This window comes from Hymenobacter pini (genome assembly GCF_020421205.1).
GTDB lineage: Bacteria > Bacteroidota > Bacteroidia > Cytophagales > Hymenobacteraceae > Hymenobacter > Hymenobacter pini.
In genome coordinates this window covers 162,457-183,084 of sequence record NZ_JAIZZH010000001.1, presented here as the reverse complement: position 1 = coordinate 183,084, position 20,628 = coordinate 162,457, and the positions used below count along the sequence as shown (strand labels likewise).

Here is a 20,628-nt window from a genome sequence, read left to right as displayed (position 1 = left end):
TATCCCGTATGCAAGCACTTACCACCCGGTTTCTCGCCTGTGCGCTAGGCACACTGCTTTCCTGTTCGGCCCTGGCCGCCTCGCACCAGCCAGCCATTTCCGATCAGCCCACCCGGCAGCAGGTACGGGCTTACGTGCAGCGCAACGTACTGCCCACCTTGCGCCAGCAACGCCAGAAGCTGGAAGCCCGCCTCACCTCCTCCGATAAAGCCCAGCTGGCCGTGTACCGGGCTCAGCTGCAGGAGCTGCGCCAACGCGGCCAGGCGCTACGCCAGAATTCCGCGCCGACGTCGAGCCAGTCAGCCGCTGCCCCGGCCGCTGCGCTGACCGCCGACCAGCAAGGGCAGCTGCAGCAGCTTCGAACCGAAACCCGCGCGCTGTTGCAGGAGGTAGACAAGCTGGCCCGGCCCTACGAAACCGATATTGCCCGGCTGGCCCAGGAAGTAAAGCCGCAGAAAGAGCAGTGGACCGCCGATATCCGGGCCATAACGGCCAGCCACGCCAGCGGCTCGCGCCCCAAACGGCAACGCAGCCGGGTAGCGCAGTTTTTCCGGCCGGCTAGTTTCCTGCTGCTGGAGCCCCAGTCTGTTCCTACAACGGCCGCTGCTCCCGCAACCAGCCAGGTGTACCCCAACCCGGCCGTTGGCATCAGCCAACTCACCTACGATGTAACAAAGGCGGGGGCCGTTACGGTTGAACTGCTGGATGGGCGCGGCAATACGCTGCGCACCATTGCCCAGGAAGGCAAACAGGAAAAAGGCCCACATACGGTGGCTTTGGATGTTGCCGACCTGCCATCGGGCACGTACTTTTTCAAAATCAACACCCCTACCGGAGCCGAAACCCGCCGTTTCGTGAAAGAATAGCGTAGTCAGTCAATATTGCTCCGGGCGGGTACGTTCTGAAGCCGGTTTGCGGAGTGCAGGCCGGCTTTTTGCTGCCAACCCTAATCCAGAAGGCTATCCGCCCGTTATCTTTACGCCCTATGCTGCGTCCTTTCCTGACTTGGTTGTGTGTTCTGGCCCTGACTGGCCTGGTAGCAGCGTGCTGCGGCTCCGTGGGTTGCGAGTGCAACGACCGGTTTGCCGATGCCGTTCAGCTCCAGTTCAGCGCCGACACGGCGGGCACCGGCAAAGGCTTCAGGGCCCAGGATATTCGTAACGTGTTTCTGGTGCGGGTACCCAAGGATACGGCCCAGCGCCCCAAAGCCGATACCGTGGCTTTCCGAGGCCCCCGCGCCCAACAGCTGCGCGATACGCTGGTCATCAACAACCTCACGCCGTTCACCCGCAACGGCAACCGCAACCTCGATGAGTACCGCTACGAGGTGTATCTGGCCCCGGCCCGCAAAGGCCCCGTTGCGTTCCGCTACCGCATTGATAGCGTGGCACTGACCACCCGCCTGCAGGGCGACGGCTGCTGCACCTGCTACCAGAATACCAACAAGCTGGTGTACGTGAATGGTAGTACCACACCCCTCAACCTCACCGACCCCAGCGGCGAAAACAAGTTGGTACCCTTGGTACTGGCCAAGCCCTAGCGTAGCACCAACGGCTGGCCGGTTTTCTCGTATACTCAAGCGTCCGTCAGCCGGCTACCTGTGGGCGGCGGGCTTCTCCCCTTGTTATGCTGAAAGAACCGACTCCGGCCGTTTCCCCCACCTTCCCCTTCCGGACTACCCTGAGTCTGGAGCCCCTGATTGCGTACTGGCGGGCCGGCGAAGATTCCGCCAACCAGGGCATTGCCTTGCTGTCCCGCTCGGTGGGCCATCAGGTGGCCGCCGCCGACTGGGCCCGCGGCCCCATTACCGACCTGACGTTGCTGGAGTGCAACTGTGACTTGGTAGAAACCCTGATGCTGGCCGTGTTTCCGCCGGCGTCCTTCAACACCGATATCGTGGGGGCCATTGCGCCATTTCAGCGCCATAGCTTCTACCACACGCCCCGCTTTGCCGAGGTACTGCTGAACGCCAGCAACTCCATCAAGCAGCCGCTCAACATTGATATGCGGCAGCTGGAGGTGTACACCACCCGCATGGCCTACCAGCTCATTTTGGAGAAGGTGTACGGCGTGAAGCTGCCGTTGCAGGGCACCATCATCTTCACCGTGCCCGACTACAGCATTGGCCTGTACCGGCACTACGGCGTGGAGTTCAACTCTACCTTCCTGGATGTACAGCTGCACGGCGAGAAGCCCGAGCTAACCCCGGAGCAGCTGGACTTTCTGAGCCGCAACCCCCACCGCACCGAACTGTGGCTGGAACTGCTACCGCCCGAGCGGTTTGAGCTGGTGGGCTTCAATATTCTGCATCTGGTAGACGTAACCGAGCAGGAAATCCTCTCGGAGCTGAAGTACGACCTGCTGGAGCGGGACGTGCTGCAGGCCTCCGACCGGCTGGAACAGATTCAGGAGAAGCTACGGGTGCTGTTTGGCAAGCCGTTTCTGCAACTGGGCATTGCGGCCTATGATGAGAAGAAAAAAGCCTTCGTGGACTTCGGCCGCAAAATAAACCACAGCTTCCTGACCAAGCAGTTGCACAACCCCGACGCCAGCTCCGGCTTCCGGCAGATTTACAGCCAGCTCTGGCAGGACCGCCGCCCCCTGGTACTGGAGGACGTGGAAAACGCCGATATGCCCGAAGACCTGCGCCAGCAAATTCTGAGCCTGGGCATCCGCTCGGCCATTCTGGCCCTGCTGCCCTACGGCGACGATACGGTAGGCCTCTTGGAGCTAGGCTCTCCCAACGTGGGTGACTTGAACGAGTTTAGCCTCGAAAACGTGAACCAGTTTCTGCCGCTGTTTGCGGTGGCTGTGAAGCGTAACGCCGAGGACATTCAGACCCGGGTGCAGGCCATCATCAAGGAGAAGTTCACGGCCATTCACCCCACCATGGAGTGGCGCTTTACGGATGCCGCCCAAAACCTGCTGCAGAAGCTGGAAGACGGCAACCGCCAAGCCGAAATGGAGGACATCGTGTTCCATGATGTGTACCCGCTGCACGGTTCCTCGGATATCCGGGGCAGCAGCACGGCCCGCAACGAGGCCATTCAGGGCGACCTGATTGAGCACCTCACCCTAGCCGGCAAGGTGCTGAAAAAAGCTTCCGAGTTTCAGCAGCTGCCGATTCTGGACGAGCTGAAGTTCTACGTAAACAAGAACCTGCGCCGCCTGCGCCAGGGCATTCTCACCGGCGACGAAGTGAGCATCTTCGAATCCATCCGTACGGAGATGGAGCCGCTGTTTGAGTACCTGCGCCAGAACACACCCGAGCTGCAGCCGGTCATTCAGCAATACTGGTCCCACATCGACCCCGAGCTGGGTATTTTGTACAAGCGCCGTAAGGCCTTCGAGGAAACTACTACCCTGCTCAACGATGCCGTGAGTAGCTACCTGGATGAGGAGGACGCCAAGGCCCAGCAGATGTTCCCGCACTACTTCCAGCGCTTCAAAACCGATGGCGTGGAACACAACATCTACGTGGGCGCGGCGCTGGTACAGGACAAGCCATTTGATTTGGTTTTCCTGAAAAATCTGCGGCTGTGGCAGCTACTGGTAATGGTGGAAATCACCCGCCGCACCGCCGCCCTCAAGCCCACCCTGCCCGTGCCACTGGATACCACCCAGCTCATCCTCATCCACAGCCAACCCCTGAGCATCCGGTTCCGGCAGGATGAGCGGCAGTTTGACGTGGACGGGGCCTACAACATCCGCTACGAAATCATCAAGAAGCGCATTGATAAGGCCGTGGTGCAGGGCACCGGTGAGCGGCTTACCCAGCCCGGCCGTATTGCCTTGGTATACAGCCAGCAGCGCGAAGCCGATGAGTACTACGAGTACATTGACTACCTGCAGGATCGGGGCTTATTGGAGCGCGAAATTGAGGAACTAGAGCTGGAAGAACTGCAGGGCGTGAAAGGCCTGCTGGCCCTGCGGGTAAAGGTGAAGTTGAATTAAGAGCTAAAAACAAAGAGAGAAGCCAGAACGCAGGAGTACCGTTCGACGACTGTTTCAAACAGTGCCGATTAGTGCTTCTCTGTTCTGGTTTCTTAATTCTTAGCTCTCAGCTGATCCTCCTCCCGCCAAAACAACCGCAGGGCGGTGCGGAGCAGAATCAGCCAAAATAGAGCCCCGGCGAAGCCCGCCAGCACATCGGTGACGTAGTGCACGTGCAGATACACGCGGGTGAGGCCGATGCACACGGCAAACGTCAGGAGTAATATTGCCCAGATAGGGTGCCGCTCGTGCCGCCACAGCAGCCAAGCCAGGCAGCCGTATAGGGCCAGCCCAATCATGGCGTGGCCGCTGGGAAAGCTTAGGCCGGGCTGAAAGATTAGAGCGGAGGACGGCCGCAGCCGGTGGAAGTGGGTTTTGAGTAGCTGGTTGAGCAACGTAGCCCCAGCTACGGCCAGTAGTACCTCCAGCGCCTCGCGACGATGCCCGCGCCAGCGCAGCAATGCCGGAATACCCACGCCCGCCGCCACCAGCCACGGCAATGAGGCAAAAAACGTGAGTGCCCGCACCGGTGCGGTTAAGCCGGGATATGCGGCGCGTAGTGTGTCCATGCCAGCAAACGCCCAGTTATCAAACCGCACGGAGTGTTCCACGAATACTACCCGCGTGAGATAGAAGAACAGCAGGGCCGCCCCCACAAACACCCCGGCTACTACCAGCACTTCGAGGGTGAGCAGGCTAAACAGGGCCGCAAGCCGGGCCGCGAGGTTCTTCATGGAAGCACAGATTGTAGCTGATAAATCTGGTTACGCAGATTTTTGGCCGCAAGATGAGGAACGTACCTCGGCCCTACTGGCCAGCCGCTCCAACGCAAGCCCGTGACAAACAAAAAAGCCGACCCATTACTGGATCGGCTTTTGTGCGCTCGGAGAGACTCGAACTCTCACACCTTTCGGAACTGCCGCCTGAAGACAGCGCGTCTACCAATTTCGCCACAAGCGCAGCTCTTATTTTTATCGCCTGACCTCCGGGTGAGTGTCATTTGATGCTGCAAAGATAGGGGCGTTTTTCGACGCGTGTCAAGCTTTGCTCCAAAAAAAGTAAGAATATTTTTCGCAAAAAATTTCGTTTCTGCGCTATACAGGCTGTTTTTCAGCTGATTGCAGTTGTTTTTTGAATCGTTTTTTGGCTTGAATTTCCAGCTGTTTCAACACCGGAATAGCCACCACCAGCCACCCCAGCCCGGCCGTGAAGCCCGCCAGCACATCGGTAGCGTAGTGCACCCGCAGGTACACACGGGTAAGGCCGATAAGTAAGATGAGCAGCACCAGGAAAGCCGTAAGCCCATAGCGCCAGGCTGGGCGGCGCACGTTCGTCCAGACGAGGTAGATCAGCAAGCCGTAGAAGGAGGCCGAAATCATGGCGTGGCCGCTGGGGAAGCTCAGGCCCGAGGCGGAGGTGAGCGGCAGCAGCGGCCGGGGCCGGTTGTACAGCTGTTTCAATGCCAGGTTCAGCGTGATACTACCCAGCGCCACCACCGGCACCAGCAATGAATACCAGCGGTGCCGCCGCAACAGTAGAAACCAGTTGATAAGCAGGCAGCCCGCCGCCGTGATGAAGTTGCGGGAAGCCAGAAACGTAACGCCCTCCACCCACTGCTGCCGATCGGGCCCCAGCAGCTGGCGCACCCACCGAAAGGCCTCGGCGTCGAAGGTGGCGGCATCTTGATCAAACACCTCCCGGCTCAGGGCAAGGAACAGCACCACCCCAAGGGTACCCAAAGCCAGTGCAATGGCAAATTCCGTGATAAATAGCGTTATACCGGCCAGCAGCCGCCGAAGTGTGCCCGTCATGCCCAGTAATACGGGTAATAGGTGCTCAGTGGTACACCGCCAGCCGGCTCACTCCCCACGTACAATACGGTTCTTTGTGTTTTTGATACCTGTATAATGCGCCTGCCCGATTCTGGTTTTGATGCCGTAGCGGCTTTTTATGATGCGCTAGCCCGCCTGGTGTACGGCCCGTCCCTCCGGCAAGCCCAACAGGCGGCGCTGGAGGCGGGTTTGCCAGTTGGTGCAGGCCGAGTACTGGTAATTGGGGGCGGCACGGGCTGGGTACTGGGCGAAACACTACGGCGCACCCCCACCGCCCGCATTCTGTACCTGGAGGCCTCGCCCCAGATGCTGACCCGTAGCCGCCACTGGTTACAGCAGTACCATCCGCAACAAATGGCGCAGGTAGAGTTCCGCCTAGGCACGGAAGCGGCGCTGCTGCCATCCGAGCAATTTGCTGCCATTCTCACGTTCTTTTTCCTGGACCTGTTTGCGCCCGAGCGGCTGCGGGCTATTGTGGAGCGACTACACACGGTTCTAGCTCCAGCCGGCGTGTGGCTTCTGGCCGATTTTGGCTCGCCCCGGCGCTGGTGGCACCGCGTGCTGCTCCGGATGATGTACTGGTTTTTCGGGTTTACCACCGGCATCAGCGGCCGGCAACGCCCACCCATCGAGACAGAGTTGCGGCGGCTGGGCCTGCACCAGCAACTGGTGGGGCAGTTCTTTGGGCAGATGGTAGAGGCGAGTGTGTGGCGGTAGGGCTGCCGAAGCGTTTGAGGCCATCAATCACTCCGGCAGCATCGGAATCAGCGGCACCTTATTGAGCAATATTCGGCTTCTACTCGCTAGTAACCAGCAACGGAAAGCCGTAGGTTCGCGTCTGTATCCATCCTCTACCTGTTTCCCTGACTACGATGCGGAAAACCGCCGCTTTACTCCTTTCTCTGGCCGCGCCCCTGGCGCTGGCTCGCCCCGCTCAGGCCCAAGCCCCTGTTCAGTATGCCGTGGCCTTTCCGAATGCCGTGCACCACGAAGCCCGCGTAACAGTTACGTTCAAGGAGATGCCGACCGGGCCGCTGCAGGTGCGCATGGCCCGCTCCTCGCCCGGCCGCTACGCCCTGCACGAGTTTGCCAAGAACGTATACGATGTGCAGGCAACCAATTCCAAAGGCCAGGCCCTGTCGGTAAACAAGTCCGACCCCTACGGCTGGACGGTGGCCGGCCACGACGGCACAGTAATATTTACCTACACCCTGTTTGGCGACCGGACGGATGGCACCTACGCGGGTATCGACAGTCGCCACGCCCATTTGAATGCGCCGGCCACGTTTGCCTATGCCCAGGGCCTGGAGCAGCGGCCCGCGGCGGTGCAGTTTCAACTGCCGGAGGGCTGGACGGTGGCTTCGCAGTTGAAGCCCGAAGCCGGCGGCCAGTGGACCGCCCCCAACCTGCAGTACCTCATGGACTCGCCCACTTCCCTAGGGCCGCAGCAGACGCGCACCTGGCAGGAACAGGGCCGCACCATTGAGCTGCAGGTGCTGCACGATGGCACACCCGCCGAGCTAGATGCCTACACGGCCAATACCCAAAAAATTGTGAAGGAAGCCGCTGCCATTTTCGGGGGCTTGCCGGAATACGATTTCGGGCGCTATACCTTCATTGCCAACTATCTGCCCCAAACCAGCGGCGACGGCATGGAGCACCGCAACTCCACCAGCCTCACCAGCAGCCGCCCCCTACGCGGGCAGGGTGCCATGGACAACCTGGGCACCGTGGCCCACGAGTTTTTCCATAGCTGGAACGTGGAGCGCATCCGCCCGCAGGACCTGGAGCCGTTTGATTTTCAGCGGGCCAACATGAGCAGCAACCTGTGGTTTGCCGAGGGCTTTACGCAGTACTACGGCATGCTGCTGATGCGCCGGGCCGGCCTGCAAACCGATGAGCAATTCAGCCAGCAGGCCCTGAGCAGCATGGTAGATGCCATGCTGACGATGCCGGGCCCAAAACGGTACTCGCCGGTATACATGAGCCAGCAGGCACCCTTTGTGGATGCCGCCGCCGCCATTGACCCCAACAACCGCTCGAACACCTACCTGAGCTACTACTACATTGGCGCGGCCAACGCCCTGGCCTTGGACCTGGAGCTGCGCGGCCGCTTCAAAACCGACCTTGACACGTACATGCGGGCTTTGTGGCAGGAGCATGGCCAGCAGCAAAACTACGCCCCCACCAAGCCCTACACCCTGCGCGACCTGCAGCGGGTGCTGGGCACCGTAACCAAGGACACGGCCTTTGCCGGGCAGTTTTTCCGCCAGCACATTACGGGGCATGAGCCCTGGAAGTACGATGAGCTGCTGGCCCCGGCCGGCCTACTGGTACGCCCGGCCCGTGCTGGCCAGGCTACCCTGGGTGCCCGCTTGCAGTTCAACCCCGACAGCACGGCTATGCTGGGCACTACTCTGCTGGGCAGCCCCCTGTACCAGGCTGGCCTCGACCGGGAAGATGTAGTGTTGAAAATCGACGGCCGCAAGCCTACTAATGCCAAGGAAATGCAGGCGCTACTGGCCGCCCACAAGCCCGGCGACGTGCTGCCGGTGGAGGTTCGTTCCCGAGGCTTGGTGCGCACGGCTTCCGTCACGCTGCAGGAAGACAACACGCTGGAAGTTGTGACCTACGAACAAGCCAAGCGCCCCGTCAGCAACGCCCAGAAGAAATTCCGCGCAGCCTGGCTGAACGGGAAAGCCAAGAAATAGCGCTTTCTGCCTTCATTCTGAGATGCGCGAAGGACCTTGCCACGCTGGAATACTTTATTCTGGTGCGGCAAGGTCCTTCGCTTTGTGTGTACTTACTATAAAGTCATTCTGAGGCAGAGTATTTTGCCTACTGATGGTGCAAGGGCAGCCTTTATACTTCGCCGCTGGCTCTGCATGAAGTTCAGTTTCTAATCAATCGGCCTCATTCTCTTCTCCCGTATCACCCATGATTTTGATCCGCTCGCCGCGCCAGTGTAGGTTCGGGGGCAGGTCGTGGCCGGTATCTACTATCACCCGGCGTAGATGCACCCCAGCGGACACTTGGCAGTGACCCAGCAGTACGCACTCCTCCAGAGTCGCGCCCTCTTCCACCGTCACGCCGGGGCCTAACACACTGCGGGTAACCGTACCTCGGATGGTACTGCCGGGCCCGATGAGGCTGTCCGTTACCTGAGCACTGGCGCAGATGCGGGTGGGCACTTGGGGGGCGGGCAACGTGTACAAAGGCCAATCGGGCTGATTCAGGGTTATGCCGCTACCATCCAGCAGCTCCATGTGCGCCCGCCAGTACGCCTCCGGCACGCCCACATCACGCCAGTAGCTTTGCAGGGAAAAGCAATACGCGCGGCCGCCTTTTACCAGCGCAGGCAGCAGATAGTCGCCATAATCCTTAAGGTTGGTATGCTGGGCGTGCAGTTGCTCCAGAGTGCGTTCGAGCGTGGGCATATCGTACAGAAATACCTCGGTAGTGACGGTATCCGACAAGGCCCGTTTGGGCTTATAGGCGAAGCGCCGCACCCGGCCGCCCCGCGTGAGCTGCACGTTGCCAAAGCGCGTGGCGGTATCATGCGGGGGCACCGTGGTGGTCACCATCGTGAGGTGCGCCTTGCGCCGCAGATGCTCGGCCAGCACCTGCCCGTAGTCCAGCGTGTACAGGTGGTCGGCGGATAATACCAGCAATACATCGGGGGCAAACTCCCGGATGAGTGGCAGCTGCCGGTACAGGGCATCGGCGTTGCCGCCGGCAAATCCGCCGCCCTCGGGCCCGCTTACCGGGGGCAGCACCCGCAGGCCACCGTACGTCCGGTCCAGGTCCCAGGGGCGGCCGCCGCCCAGGTGGTCATTGAGGGTGTGCAGTTCGTAAGATTCCAACACCCACACATCGGCCAGCCCCGAGTTGACGCAGTTAGACAGCACGAAATCAATCAGCCGATAAGTGCCTGCTACGGGCAGCACCGGTTTGGCCCGGTGCCGGGTAAGCGGCCCCATGCGGGAGCCTTCGCCACCGGCCAGAATCAGGGCCAGCACCTTTTGGCCGTGCAGACGAGTGCCGCGGGCCTGGTTAAGAACGGGAATTTGCATAAGCGGCAGCTACGGCTTGGTAGTGCCCCTGCTTACGTAGCCCGCCGATTAACCGCCGAAAGCCGCCTAACGAGGCCCGCCTACTTTTCGTCCAGCAGCAGTTTCAAAGCCACCGAGCCGATAAAGCACACCGTGCCCAGCACCAGAATACGCAGGCCATGCGCCCGGTCCCGGGAACTGAAGGCCTGCACTTTGCGGCCATCGGGAAGCTGCTTGGTATGACTGTACAAATGCCAGCCGATAAAGATGGCCACCAGCCCTCCCAGCAGGGCCACCGCATAGCCGAAGAGCACCCACGCTTTTTGCGAGGGCTCGGGCTGGGCCAAATCCTGCAACCGTTGCTGCCGCAGCTGCTCCAGTAGCGCCGGACTCACACTCTGGCCGCGTTGGTGCAGAATGCGCCGCGTCAGCGCCACGTCAAAACTGCTCCATTCATCGGCTTTCAGCAGCACGTCCAGGAGCTCGGCTTCGCTAAAGCTGAACAGGTAGTGGTCGGCGGGAGCAGTGGCGGTCAGCTCGTCGTCGGCCGCTTGCTCCAGGGCCCGTACGGCATCAAAATCGGCCGGCCGCACCTGCACCACAAAGTAGGTGCTGGTTGGGTTGAAGGCAAACGACGGGTCGATGCGCGGCTGGTCGAGCTTGGTATCGTAGGGAATTTCATGCTGGCGCAGCAACTGCAGCAGGGGCTGCGCAACTTCTACGTTCGGAAAGCGCTGATACGTTTGAAACTCACTCATACTAAATGGTATTCCTGTTGAATCGTGAGGACTTTGCAGATGAAAGCGCCGCCGAAGCATTCCGGGGCGCTGCTGATTGTTTCTCATTCAGCAATGTCCGGAATGCTTCGGCGGCGCTTTTACCTACTCTTATAGGATGCCGAATAGTAATCTTGGCAATTCGCCACTGCTAGCGGCGACGGCCGAAAATGCGCAGCAGCAATAGGAACAGGTTGATGAAGTCGAGGTACAGGATAAGAGCCCCCAGAATGGCAGCTTTGCGGTCTGTCTCCTCATTGTTGACGCCCAGGAAAGCCAGGGTTTTCATTTTCTGGGTATCGTAGGCCGTGAGGGCTACAAACAGAATAACGCCCACAAAGGTAGACACCCAGTATAGCGTATCATTCTGCCAGAACAGGTTTACTACCGAAGCCAGAATCAACCCCACCTAGCCCATCATCAGCAGGTTACCCCAGCGAGTAAGGTCGGTGCGGGTGAAGTAGCCGTAGAGGCTCATGGCGCCAAAAGTGCCGGCCGTAATGAAGAACGTGGAGGCAATAGAGCCCAGCGTGTACACCAGGAAAATCACGCTTATAGTTAGCCCCGTAAGCACGGCGTAGGCCATAAATACGGCCGAGGTAACGCCTACCGACCACTCCAGCGCCTTGCGCGACAGGAAGCCCACCAGCAGCAACTGCACCACAAACAACCCCAGCACTACGCCCACATGGCCAAAGAGCAGTTGCATCAGGGTTTCGGAGGAGGTAGCCAGCATGGCTACCCCGCCGGTGAGGGCCAAGGCGGCAGCCATCCAACCGTACACCTGCCGCATAAAGGCGCCCTGAATCTGCGAAGCCTCTTCGGCGCTGAGCTGCAACGTGGGCTGGCCGCTGGTTTCTTCGGGCAGAAAGTTCTCCATAATTCTTCTAAATGGTGATAAAGTGAGGAATACAGCAAGGAGCAATGCTACTCCTGTTCAAGTATACGAACTATCCTCGTGGCCGCAACCTTGGCACCGCTTCAGGGTTCTTAGAGGGCAGCGGGCACTAGCCTAGCCCGGCTATCGTTTGTACCTTAGCAGTTCACGGCGCTCTGGCGTGGCTGCCACCTTCTTGTATGCTACTTCGCACTTTGCTTTTGTCTGGCACGGCCTTACTGCTGGCCATTTCGGCCCGGGCCCAAATTACCGAGCCAGTACCCCCGAAGCGGCTGGGGCTGCAGCCGCAGTATAGCCTGCAGGCTGGGGCGGCATTTGCCGGGCGCTACGGCTCAGCTACGTACCTGAGCCCTACGGTAGCCCTACCCCTGACCAAGCGGTTTGCTGTATTTGGCGGCGTTACCTATCTGCGTACGGTGCCGGGCCTGGCGTATGCGCCGTTCATGGAAAGCGGCCGGGGCCTGCCGACGGCCACCAATCATTACCTAGTGCAGGCCGGTGGGCAGTACCTGGTGTCGCCGCGGCTTACGCTTACCGGCTCTGCCTGGAAGGACCTCGCGCCAGCCAATGGTCCCGTGTTAAATTCCTATGTCGGCTTCGGCGGCAACCTGGGCTCGGGCGTGAACCTGCGGGCCGATTACCACATCACCGAGAACTTTTCGGTATCGGGTGGGGTGCGCGTGAGCAACGGTACCACGGCCTACCCAGGAGGCGGGTACTCCCCACTGTTCGGGCCGGGCGCGCCGGTGGGCTACTAGGCACTTTTTTGAGTATTTGCAGCGGGCAGTCCGAACCAGATTCGGGCTGCCCGCTTGTTTACCTGTTTCTTTGGGCTGATTTCCTCTCTTTTCAGTTGTATGGCTGCTGCTCCGCGCTTTGTTTCCAACCCTGCCTTGTCCATTATCAAACCCGGCTACCCCGGCAACAAGATGATAGGCCGCGAGTACTGCAACGGCGAGGCCCTCTACGAACCCAACTTTGGTACGGTGTTGAAGTGGCAGCTGAGCAAAAACCCGCAGAAAGAGGAGAAAAAGGCTGATACCTGGGTGCCGGAAGTAACGGATTGCACCAGCTTTCTGCGCGGCTCCGACGAGGGGCTGGTGTGGCTTGGGCACGCTTCGTTTCTGCTGCGGATAGCCGGCAAGCTGCTCGTACTCGACCCAGTGTTGTTTTCGTCGCTGGGGCTGCGCCGCCGCCACGTCCTCCCCTGCCCCGTTGAGCAGTTCACGGGCATTGACTATATGCTACTCAGCCACGGCCACCGCGACCATCTGGACGAAAAATCGGTGCGCATGCTCAGCCAGCAAAACCCCGGGCTACGGGCGTTTGGGCCGCTGGGCATGGCCGGACTGCTGCGCGGTATGGCTCCTACGCTGCCCGTGCAGGAGGCCGGCTGGTGGCAGCAGTTTGACCTGGGTCCCGATGCGCCGTTTGAGCTGTTTTACCTACCCGCTTCCCACTGGCACCGCCGCGGCTTGCTGGACCTGAACACCGTGCTCTGGGGCTCCTTCCTGCTGCGCCTGCCCGATGGCCGCACCATTTACTTTGCCGGCGACACCGCCATGGCCGGGCACTTCGAAGAAATTGAGCGGCAGTTTGGCCCCCTGGATATTGTGCTGATGCCCATTGGAGCCTACAAGCCGCCGTACATGATGCAGATGAGCCACGTAAACCCGCACGAGGCCGCCAAAGCCGTAAACCTGCTGCGGGCGGGCCACATCGTACCCATGCACTACGGCACCTTCGACCTCAGCGACGAGCCGGCATCGGAGCCTATTCGGGAGCTGCAGCTGGTGGCCAACGGGGGTATGCTGCGCGGCGAGTTGCACGTTCCAGCCGTGGGCGAAGTGCTGCGTTGGCAGGATTGGGAGTAGCCTGCTTTGAAGCCCGAGCACCACAAAAGTATGTCCTGTAAGCAAGCTACGGTGCTTTTCACGCTTAGCTGGATTAAATCTATTTAATATCGTTTTAACAGTAATTAAATATCACCGGGGAGCCAGTGCCGTAATTTTGCAGCTGAACAGCAACATGGACGAATGAGCGGGTGGATACGTGCCGAAACAGCCAGCACCGCGTTGCCGGGTGTGGCTCCGTGTTCCGCCTCCTTACCGTTCAGCTCTCTTGCCCGTTTGCCACGTAGTATGCCTGGCGCGTAGCAAGGGTGTTGCGCCTCAGTCACTCTGTTCTGCATGGCCTCCAACAACCTCCCCTACCCTCCCCCAACCCCCTGGCAGCGCTTTACGCGCATTCTCGACACGGAGCGGCGCTCCATCCGCTACATCCTGTTTTATGCCATTGTAACCGGCCTGGTCAGCCTCACGCTGCCGCTGGGTACGCAGGCCGTGTTCAACCTCGTATCTACCGGGGCCGTGTTCAGCTCCACCTACATTCTCATTGCCGTGGTAGTGGGTGGGGTGCTGCTGGGCGGCCTGCTGCTAATTGGCCAGCTCACGCTAGTAGAATCCATTGAGCAGCGGCTGTTTGCCAAGGCCGCCATTGAGTATGCCTACCGCCTGCCCCGCATCAAGCCCGAGGCTTTGGAAGGCGAAAACCCACCGGAGTTGGTAAACCGCTTTTTCGACATTCTAACGGTGCAGAAGGGCCTCACCAAGATGCTCATTGAGCTGATGTTTGCCGGTATTCAGATTCTGTTTGCCGTCATCGTGCTGTCGTTCTACCACCCCATCTTCATCGGGTTTGGGTTGTTCACGCTGCTGATGCTGGCCCTGATCTACTGGCTCAATTACAACCGGGCCCTGGACACTAGCCTGAAGGAGTCGAAGTACAAGTACAAAACTGTGGCGTGGCTGGAAGAAGTAGCCGCCGCCCTGCCCCGGTTCCGCAACAACGCCGCGGAGCAGGAGCTGGCCCTGGACCACACCGACGAGCTGACGGCCAGCTACCTGAAAGCCCGCAACGAGCATTTCCGGACCCTCAAAACCTACTATGGCTGGGCCGTGGCCCTACGCACGGTGCTCACCGGTGGCCTGCTGGTGGCCGGCACGCTGTTCGTAGTGTCGCGCCAGATGACGCTGGGCCAGTTTGTGGCCGCCGAGGTGCTGATTGTGCAAATCAGCGGCTCCATTGAAAAGCTGGCCACGGGCGTTAGCACCGTGTTTGATATGCTGACCGGCGTAGAAAAGCTAGCCGTAGTAACCGACCTTCCCCTCGACGACAAGAAACTCACCGGAACCCATGCTTAATCTATCGAACCAAGACGTGGACAGCACCGTCTGGCACGAAGAGCTGGACCGTTCCCACAAGGAATTACTGGACCCGCGCGGCGGGCAGCGCCTGGGCCGCATCATGGTGGCCATTGGCATCATCTTCATTATCATCCTGTTCCTGCCCTGGCGCCAAACCATTGAAGGAGCCGGTACGCTTACCACCCTGCGCCCCCAGGACCGCCCCCAAACTGTGCAGAACCAGATTGCCGGCCGCATTGAGAAGTGGTTTGTGCGCGAAGGCCAGCTGGTACAGCGCGGCGACACGCTGCTCACCATTTCGGAAATCAAGGACGAGTATTTTGACCCCAACCTCCCCCAACGCCTGCGCGAGCAACTGAGCGCCAAGCAGGGCGCGGTGGAAGCCTACCAGGCCAAAATCAACGCCACTGACCAGCAGATTGTGGCCCTCACCGCCACCCTGGAAGTGCAACTGCAGTCGGCCCGCAATAAGGTGGAGCAGGCCGAGAACTACCTAAACATTGACCGGGCCGACCTGGTAGCGGCTACCAACTTCTACGAAACGGCCCGGGCCCGCCTGGCCCGCTACGAGGAAGGCTACAAGAACGGCCTGTTCTCCCTCACCGATATTGAAACCCGCCGCCTGAAGCTGCAGGAAGATTTGGCCAAGGTAACGGCCGCCCGCAACAAGGTAGCCAGCAGCCAGCAGGCCCTGGCCAACGCCCGCATCGAGCTGAGCAACCTGCGCGCCAAGTACGAGCAGGACGTGGCCAAAGCCCGCTCCGACCGGAGCTCCACCGAATCTTCCAAGGCTACTTCGGAAGGTGAGGTGGCGGCCATGCGCAACAAGCTCAGCAACGTGGAGGTGCGCCGCGGCCTGTACGTGGTGCGCGCCCCCCAGAGCGGCTACGTGGTGCGCACGCTCAAGGCCGGTATCGGCGAAACCATCAAGGAGGGCGAGTCCATTGCCACCATGCAGCCCGACGCGCCCGTACTGGCCGCCGAGCTGTACGTGCGGGCCATGGATGTGCCCCTGATTCAGCGCGGCCGGCAGGTACGGCTGCAGTTTGATGGCTGGCCGGCGGTGCAGTTTTCGGGTTGGCCCTCAGTGGCCGTGGGCACCTTTGCCGGTACCGTAACGGTAATTGACGTGGTGAGCAGCAACAACGGCAAATACCGCCTACTGGTGCGCCCCGACCGCCACCCCGAGCAACCCGGCGACAAAGACCACGAGTGGCCGGCGCAGTTGCGCCTGGGCTCGGGCGTGTACGGCTGGGTAATTCTGGACTCGGTACCGGTGTGGTATGAAATCTGGCGGCAGCTCAACGGCTTCCCGCCCAGCCTACAGGCAGCCCCCGATGAGGCTCCTATTAAAACCAAAGCAGATAAAAAGTGAGCCGCAACCCCATAACTATCGTGAAGGCCCTGGTGCCTTTCCTGGTGGGTGGCCTGCTTTTCCTGACGTCTGCTGCCCACGCCCAGGCCCCCCGACTGCCCACGCAGAAGTCGGGGCTGGAGCACGCGCCCCTGCAAACCAGCCAGCTGGCCCAGGACCGCCCCCCGGCCGACACCGCCCGCATATTCTCGCTGCAGGACTTGGCCGAGCTGGTATTCGCCAACCATCCGGTAGTGAAGCAGGCGGCCCTGCTCAGTGAGGATGCCCGCTCGCAGGTGCAGCAGGCCCGCGGCGGCTTCGACCCCAAGCTAGCCTCCGGCTTCGATCGGAAGATGTTTGGTGGCACTGACTATTATAACATCTGGGGCAACGAGTTGAAGATTCCGGTGTGGCTGGGCGGGGCCGACCTGAAGGTGGGCTACGACCGGATGGTGGGCACGTACGTGAACCCCGAGCACCGCACCCCGCTGGACGGGCTGGCCGTGGCAGGCCTGTCGGTGCCGCTGGGCCAGGGCCTGCTGATTGATGAACGCCGCAGCACCCTGCGCCAGGCCCGCATCATGGTAGACGCTGCCGAGGCCGAGCGGGTAAAGCAGATCAACGAAATCTGGCTGCAGGCGGCCAAGGACTACTGGACGTGGTACTACACCTACCAGCAGATGGTGCTGATTCAGGAGGGCGTGCAACTGGCCGATACCCGCTTCCGGGCCACCAGCCGCCGCGCCCAGCTCGGCGACCAGGCTCCGATTGATTCGGTAGAAGCCCAGATTACGGTGCAGGACCGCCAGGTGCAGTATGAGCAGCTGCGGGTGGAGCTGCAGAATGCCCGCTTGCTGCTCAGCAACCACCTCTGGACCCGCGACGGCCAGCCCGGCGAGCTACCGGCTTACGCCGTGCCCCAGCGCCCCGCCCTCGTAGCCGTCGACTCGGCGCGTTACGAGGAGCTGCTGGATTTTGCCACCAGCCGCCACCCCACCCTGCTCAAGCTCGACGCCAAAATCCGGCAACTGAGCGTGGAGGAGCGGTACCGCCGCGAGATGCTGAAGCCCACCGTGAATGTGAGCGGCTACCTGCTCAGCCGCGGCGACTTTTACCGCCCGGAGGTGCCCAAGTACTACGACTTCGGCCTGAACAACTATAAGGTGGGCGTGGACTTTGCCTTCCCACTGTTTCTGCGCAAAGAGCGGGGCAAGCTCTGGCAAACCCGCCTGAAAGTGCAGGATGCCTCCCTAGAGCAGCAAAATAGCCGCCGCAACATTCAGAACCAGGTAGGTTCCCGCTACAACGCCCTCAAAGCCTACGAGCGGCAGCTGCAGCTGCAGGCCAGCGCCATTGCCAACCAGCGCCAGCTGCTGGCCGCCGAGCTGCAGAAGTTTGAACTGGGCGAAAGCACGCTGTTTCTCATCAACGCCCGCGAAACCAAGCTCATCGACCTGCGCCTGAAGCAGGAAAGCATGCGGGCCAGCTATGAGAAAACGCTGGCCGAGCTGTACTACTACGCCGGCACCCGCACGGTGGGCACCGGCGTAGTAGAATGATGACTATTGTCCGGCTGTAACGGCGGGCTGGCGTAGTTTGGCTTGTTCCAGCTGCCCCAGCTTGCTCTGGTTGCCCACTACCTCCGTAAAGCCATATGTAAGCCCGGCAACGCCCGCTCCGGCGGGAGCTACATCGCCCTGCAAATAATATTCTTTACCCGGCTCCAGCGTAATTGCCAAAGGCGGAGGTGTTCCGAAGGTGAACAGCGGGATTCGGGCCGTAAATGCCGTAGTGCCAGCAGGTAACGTTACCTGACAGCGGCTGTTGCGGCCTAGTTTGCAGAGCAGCTGACCGTTAGCATAAATCCGATACCGCGGCACAAGGAAACCGTATGCTTTGCTCTGATAGAAATAAACTGTGGCCGCCTCCGCTGAGGCCGCAGATACTCCTTGAGCTGCGGCCTGCTGTTGGCTTAGGCAGGCAGCCAATAGTGCTGGCACGACGAATAGCGCTTTCATAAAAGATGTAAGTGAGGTGATTGTGGCTATGAAGAAGTAACGGTATCCTGAGCCACCATATTGCTGCATAGTATTTTCATTAATACGAAATAGAAGGTAGTCATAAGTGTACGTACGCACTGCCGGAAGCAGCGGCGGTTTGCCTGTTAGCTGTTAGCTTTGATGTCTATTTGGTGCTATAGCCAAGCCAGCTGGGCCATTGTTGCCTCTGGCCGCACCTCCAGCAGCCAAAAGCTAACAGCTCCCCGTATGTCGCCCACCCTTATTCTGAGCCTGATTGCGGGCTATTTCGTCGTCCTCATCATCATTGCCTACCTCACCTCGCGGAAGGCTACCAGTGAGTCGTTTTTTATTGCCAACCGCAATGCACCCTGGTACATGGTGGCGTTTGCCATGATTGGGACCTCGCTTTCGGGCGTCACGTTCATTTCCATTCCCGGCATGGTGGCCTCCCAAAGCTGGAGCTACATGGCCGTGGTGCTGGGCTACATTGTGGGCTACCTGGTAATTGGCACCGTGCTCATGCCCCTGTACTACCGGCTGCGGCTGGTGAGCATTTACACCTATTTGGAGCAGCGGTTTGGCTTCTGGAGCTACAAGACGGGGGCGCTTTTCTTCCTGATTTCCAGGGCCGTGGGCGCGGCGTTCCGGCTGTTTCTGGTGGCGGGCGTGCTGCAGTTTGCCGTGTTTGACGGGCTGGGCGTGCCGTTTGCCGTGACGGTAACGGTCAGCATCTTTCTGATTTACCTCTACACCTTCCGAGGCGGCCTCAAAACCATTCTCTGGACCGATACTTTCCAGACGATGGCCATGCTCGTGTGCGTGGCCGTGAGCATTTACCTGATGGCCGACGAGCTGAACCTAGGCTTTGCCGGGCTGGTAAAAACGGTGAAGGAAAGCACCATGTCGCAGATCTACTTCTCCGACCCCCGCGACGACAAGTTCTTCTGGAAGCAGTTTGCCTCGGGTGCCTTCATCACCATTGTGATGACCGGCCTCGACCAGGACATGATGCAGAAAAACCTGAGCTGCCGCAGCCTCCCCGACGCCCAGAAAAACATGTTCTGGTTTACGCTGGCCATTGTGGTGGTGAATGTGTTCTTCCTCTCGCTGGGCGTACTGCTCTACCAGTTTGCCGCCGCCAAAGGCATTCAGCTGCCCACCAACCCCGCCACTGGCAAGGTTATCGGCGACAATGTGTTTCCGCTGCTGGCTACCAACCACTTCTCCCTGTTTGCCGGCATCGTGTTCATTCTGGGCATCATTGCCGTAACGTATGCTTCCGCCGACTCGGCCCTGACGGCTCTGACCACTTCATTTTGCGTGGATATGCTGGATATCAAGCAGTACGATGAGGCCAAGCAGAAGCAGCTACGCCAGGCCACGCACTTCGGCTTCAGCATCGTGCTCATCATCATCATCCTGATTTTCCGGGCCATCAACGACCAGAGCGTAATTACCTCCGTGTTCAAGGCGGCGGGCTACACCTACGGGCCGCTGCTGGGCCTGTTCTCGTTCGGTATTTTCACCAGCCGCGGCCTTAACGATAAGCTGGTGCTGCCCGTGTGCGTGGTGGCTCCGCTGCTCACGTGGTTCATCAACGCCAACTCCAAAGCCTGGTGGGGCTATGAGTTCGGCTTTGAAATTTTGATGCTCAACGGGCTGATTACCTTCCTGGGGCTGCTGGCCATTTCGCGCCCCCGCAACCTGGAATTGAACCCAGCGGCGTAGGCGTTGTTTAGGGAGGCGTACCTTTGTGTCCTAGGTAGCTTTAATAGTACGTCATGCTGAGCTTGCCGAAGCATCTCTCCCGCTTCGTCGGCACGATTGAATTAGCCAGCAGTAGAGATGCTTCGGCAAGCTCAGCATGACGTTCCCTTCACTTCCTGCCACTTCCCAACCTGCCAGCCCTATGAAACATGCTTTCTTCATCTTCGCGCTTGTAGCTTTGTCGGCTGGCGCGGCGCAAGCCCAGCAGCCTACTCCGGCCCCCAAGCAGCCCATTGAGCTGCAGCCGGGCCGGATGCAGGCCCAGGCCAAGCCCGCCGCCAACCGCCCCGACGCACCACCCCAATTTCCGGGCGGCGCGCAGGGACTAAACGCGTTTTTTCAACAAAACTTAAAGTATCCGGAGGCAGCCAGCGTCAAGCAAATCAGCGGCAACGTGGTGATGACCTTCACGGTGGAAGCCGACGGCCACCTCACCAACCCCTCGGTGGTGCAGCCCCTCAGCCCCGAGTGCGACACCGAGGCGCTACGAGTGCTGGGCCAAATGCCGGCCTGGAAACCGGCTACCCGCAAGGGTCAGCCCATTGCAACCCAAGTTCGCCTGCCTGTTCCCTTCGGCAACTCGGAGGGCCTGAAGGTGGAACAGGGGAAGAATAAATTTGAATAATGAATTGAGACAAGAGACAGTAAGACAGGAGAAGTGAGACTTCCGTTCAACGCCCCAAAGCCCAGAACGAGAGTCTCACTTTTCCTGTCTTACTGGCTCACTTC

The 20,628-nt window shown here is 60.1% G+C and carries 17 protein-coding genes, 1 tRNA gene and 1 pseudogene; 12 read left to right on the top strand and 7 right to left on the bottom strand.

Going from position 1 to position 20,628, the window contains the following annotated elements:
- Positions 1–8: 8 nt before the first annotated feature.
- The 3 genes from LF252_RS00850 (at position 9) to LF252_RS00840 (ending at position 3,954) form a co-directional block, all read left to right on the top strand.
- Positions 9–866, top strand: coding sequence for a T9SS type A sorting domain-containing protein (locus LF252_RS00850; protein ID WP_226266245.1), 858 nt, complete (start codon positions 9–11; stop codon positions 864–866).
- Between the two features lie 119 nt (positions 867–985).
- The gene (locus LF252_RS00845) at positions 986–1,540 is read left to right on the top strand and encodes a hypothetical protein (protein WP_226266243.1); all 555 of its coding nucleotides are present in this window, start codon (positions 986–988) and stop codon (positions 1,538–1,540) included.
- Between the two features lie 86 nt (positions 1,541–1,626).
- Entirely contained in the window at positions 1,627–3,954 is a 2,328-nt protein-coding gene (locus LF252_RS00840) for a GAF domain-containing protein (protein WP_226266241.1), read from the top strand.
- Between the two features lie 92 nt (positions 3,955–4,046).
- Here LF252_RS00840 and LF252_RS00835 read toward each other — a convergent pair whose 3' ends face one another.
- From LF252_RS00835 to LF252_RS00825, 3 genes are all read right to left on the bottom strand, one after another.
- Positions 4,047–4,727 carry a phosphatase PAP2 family protein gene (locus tag LF252_RS00835; RefSeq protein WP_226266239.1) on the bottom strand — a complete coding sequence of 227 codons (681 nt, stop codon included), beginning with the start codon at positions 4,725–4,727 and terminating at the stop codon, positions 4,047–4,049.
- 144 nt (positions 4,728–4,871) lie between these two features.
- Positions 4,872–4,953, bottom strand: a tRNA-Leu gene (locus LF252_RS00830).
- A gap of 134 nt (positions 4,954–5,087) precedes the next feature.
- A complete protein-coding gene (locus tag LF252_RS00825) occupies positions 5,088–5,804 on the bottom strand; it encodes a phosphatase PAP2 family protein (protein ID WP_226266237.1) in 717 nt (238 codons plus the stop codon).
- A 96-nt stretch (positions 5,805–5,900) separates the two neighbouring features.
- On the opposite strand from LF252_RS00825, the gene LF252_RS00820 reads away from it, so the two are divergent.
- Both LF252_RS00820 and LF252_RS00815 read left to right on the top strand, forming a co-directional pair.
- Entirely contained in the window at positions 5,901–6,542 is a 642-nt protein-coding gene (locus LF252_RS00820; protein ID WP_226266235.1) for a class I SAM-dependent methyltransferase, read from the top strand.
- Positions 6,543–6,697: 155 nt separating this feature from the next.
- Entirely contained in the window at positions 6,698–8,536 is a 1,839-nt protein-coding gene (locus LF252_RS00815) for a M61 family metallopeptidase (protein WP_226266233.1), read from the top strand.
- Positions 8,537–8,728: 192 nt separating this feature from the next.
- On the opposite strand, the gene LF252_RS00810 is transcribed toward LF252_RS00815, so the two are convergent.
- The 3 genes and pseudogenes from LF252_RS00810 to LF252_RS00800 all read right to left on the bottom strand — a co-directional run bounded on the left by LF252_RS00810 (position 8,729) and on the right by LF252_RS00800 (position 11,446).
- Complete coding sequence (locus tag LF252_RS00810) at positions 8,729–9,898, bottom strand: glucose-1-phosphate adenylyltransferase family protein (RefSeq protein ID WP_226266231.1); 1,170 nt, start codon at positions 9,896–9,898, stop codon at positions 8,729–8,731.
- A gap of 80 nt (positions 9,899–9,978) precedes the next feature.
- On the bottom strand, positions 9,979–10,635 hold the full coding sequence (locus tag LF252_RS00805; RefSeq protein ID WP_226266229.1) for a hypothetical protein: 657 nt from the start codon (positions 10,633–10,635) through the stop codon (positions 9,979–9,981).
- A 169-nt stretch (positions 10,636–10,804) separates the two neighbouring features.
- Positions 10,805–11,446, bottom strand: a pseudogene (locus tag LF252_RS00800) (Bax inhibitor-1/YccA family protein).
- A gap of 284 nt (positions 11,447–11,730) precedes the next feature.
- Here LF252_RS00800 and LF252_RS00795 point away from each other — a divergent pair.
- The 5 genes from LF252_RS00795 to LF252_RS00775 all read left to right on the top strand — a co-directional run bounded on the left by LF252_RS00795 (position 11,731) and on the right by LF252_RS00775 (position 17,670).
- Entirely contained in the window at positions 11,731–12,309 is a 579-nt protein-coding gene (locus tag LF252_RS00795) for a hypothetical protein (RefSeq protein WP_226266227.1), read from the top strand.
- Between the two features lie 99 nt (positions 12,310–12,408).
- Positions 12,409–13,425 carry an MBL fold metallo-hydrolase gene (locus LF252_RS00790; RefSeq protein ID WP_226266225.1) on the top strand — a complete coding sequence of 339 codons (1,017 nt, stop codon included), beginning with the start codon at positions 12,409–12,411 and terminating at the stop codon, positions 13,423–13,425.
- Positions 13,426–13,740: 315 nt separating this feature from the next.
- Entirely contained in the window at positions 13,741–14,754 is a 1,014-nt protein-coding gene (locus LF252_RS00785; RefSeq protein WP_226266222.1) for an ABC transporter transmembrane domain-containing protein, read from the top strand.
- Entirely contained in the window at positions 14,747–16,132 is a 1,386-nt protein-coding gene (locus tag LF252_RS00780) for an HlyD family secretion protein (protein WP_226266220.1), read from the top strand. The genes LF252_RS00785 and LF252_RS00780 overlap by 8 nt, the downstream gene beginning before the upstream one ends.
- Positions 16,129–17,670 (top strand): TolC family protein, encoded by a 1,542-nt coding sequence (locus LF252_RS00775; protein WP_226266218.1) that lies wholly within the window; start codon positions 16,129–16,131, stop codon positions 17,668–17,670. The genes LF252_RS00780 and LF252_RS00775 overlap by 4 nt, the downstream gene beginning before the upstream one ends.
- Before the next feature lie 3 nt (positions 17,671–17,673).
- Here the strand turns inward: LF252_RS00775 and LF252_RS00770 are convergent, their stop codons facing one another.
- Positions 17,674–18,249, bottom strand: coding sequence for a hypothetical protein (locus LF252_RS00770; protein WP_226266217.1), 576 nt, complete (start codon positions 18,247–18,249; stop codon positions 17,674–17,676).
- A 129-nt stretch (positions 18,250–18,378) separates the two neighbouring features.
- Between LF252_RS00770 and LF252_RS00765 the strand changes: the two genes are divergently transcribed.
- Together LF252_RS00765 and LF252_RS00760 are read left to right on the top strand one after the other, a co-directional pair.
- Entirely contained in the window at positions 18,379–19,860 is a 1,482-nt protein-coding gene (locus LF252_RS00765) for a sodium:solute symporter (protein WP_226266215.1), read from the top strand.
- 181 nt (positions 19,861–20,041) lie between these two features.
- A complete protein-coding gene (locus LF252_RS00760) occupies positions 20,042–20,524 on the top strand; it encodes an energy transducer TonB (RefSeq protein ID WP_226266209.1) in 483 nt (160 codons plus the stop codon).
- Positions 20,525–20,628 lie beyond the last annotated feature (104 nt).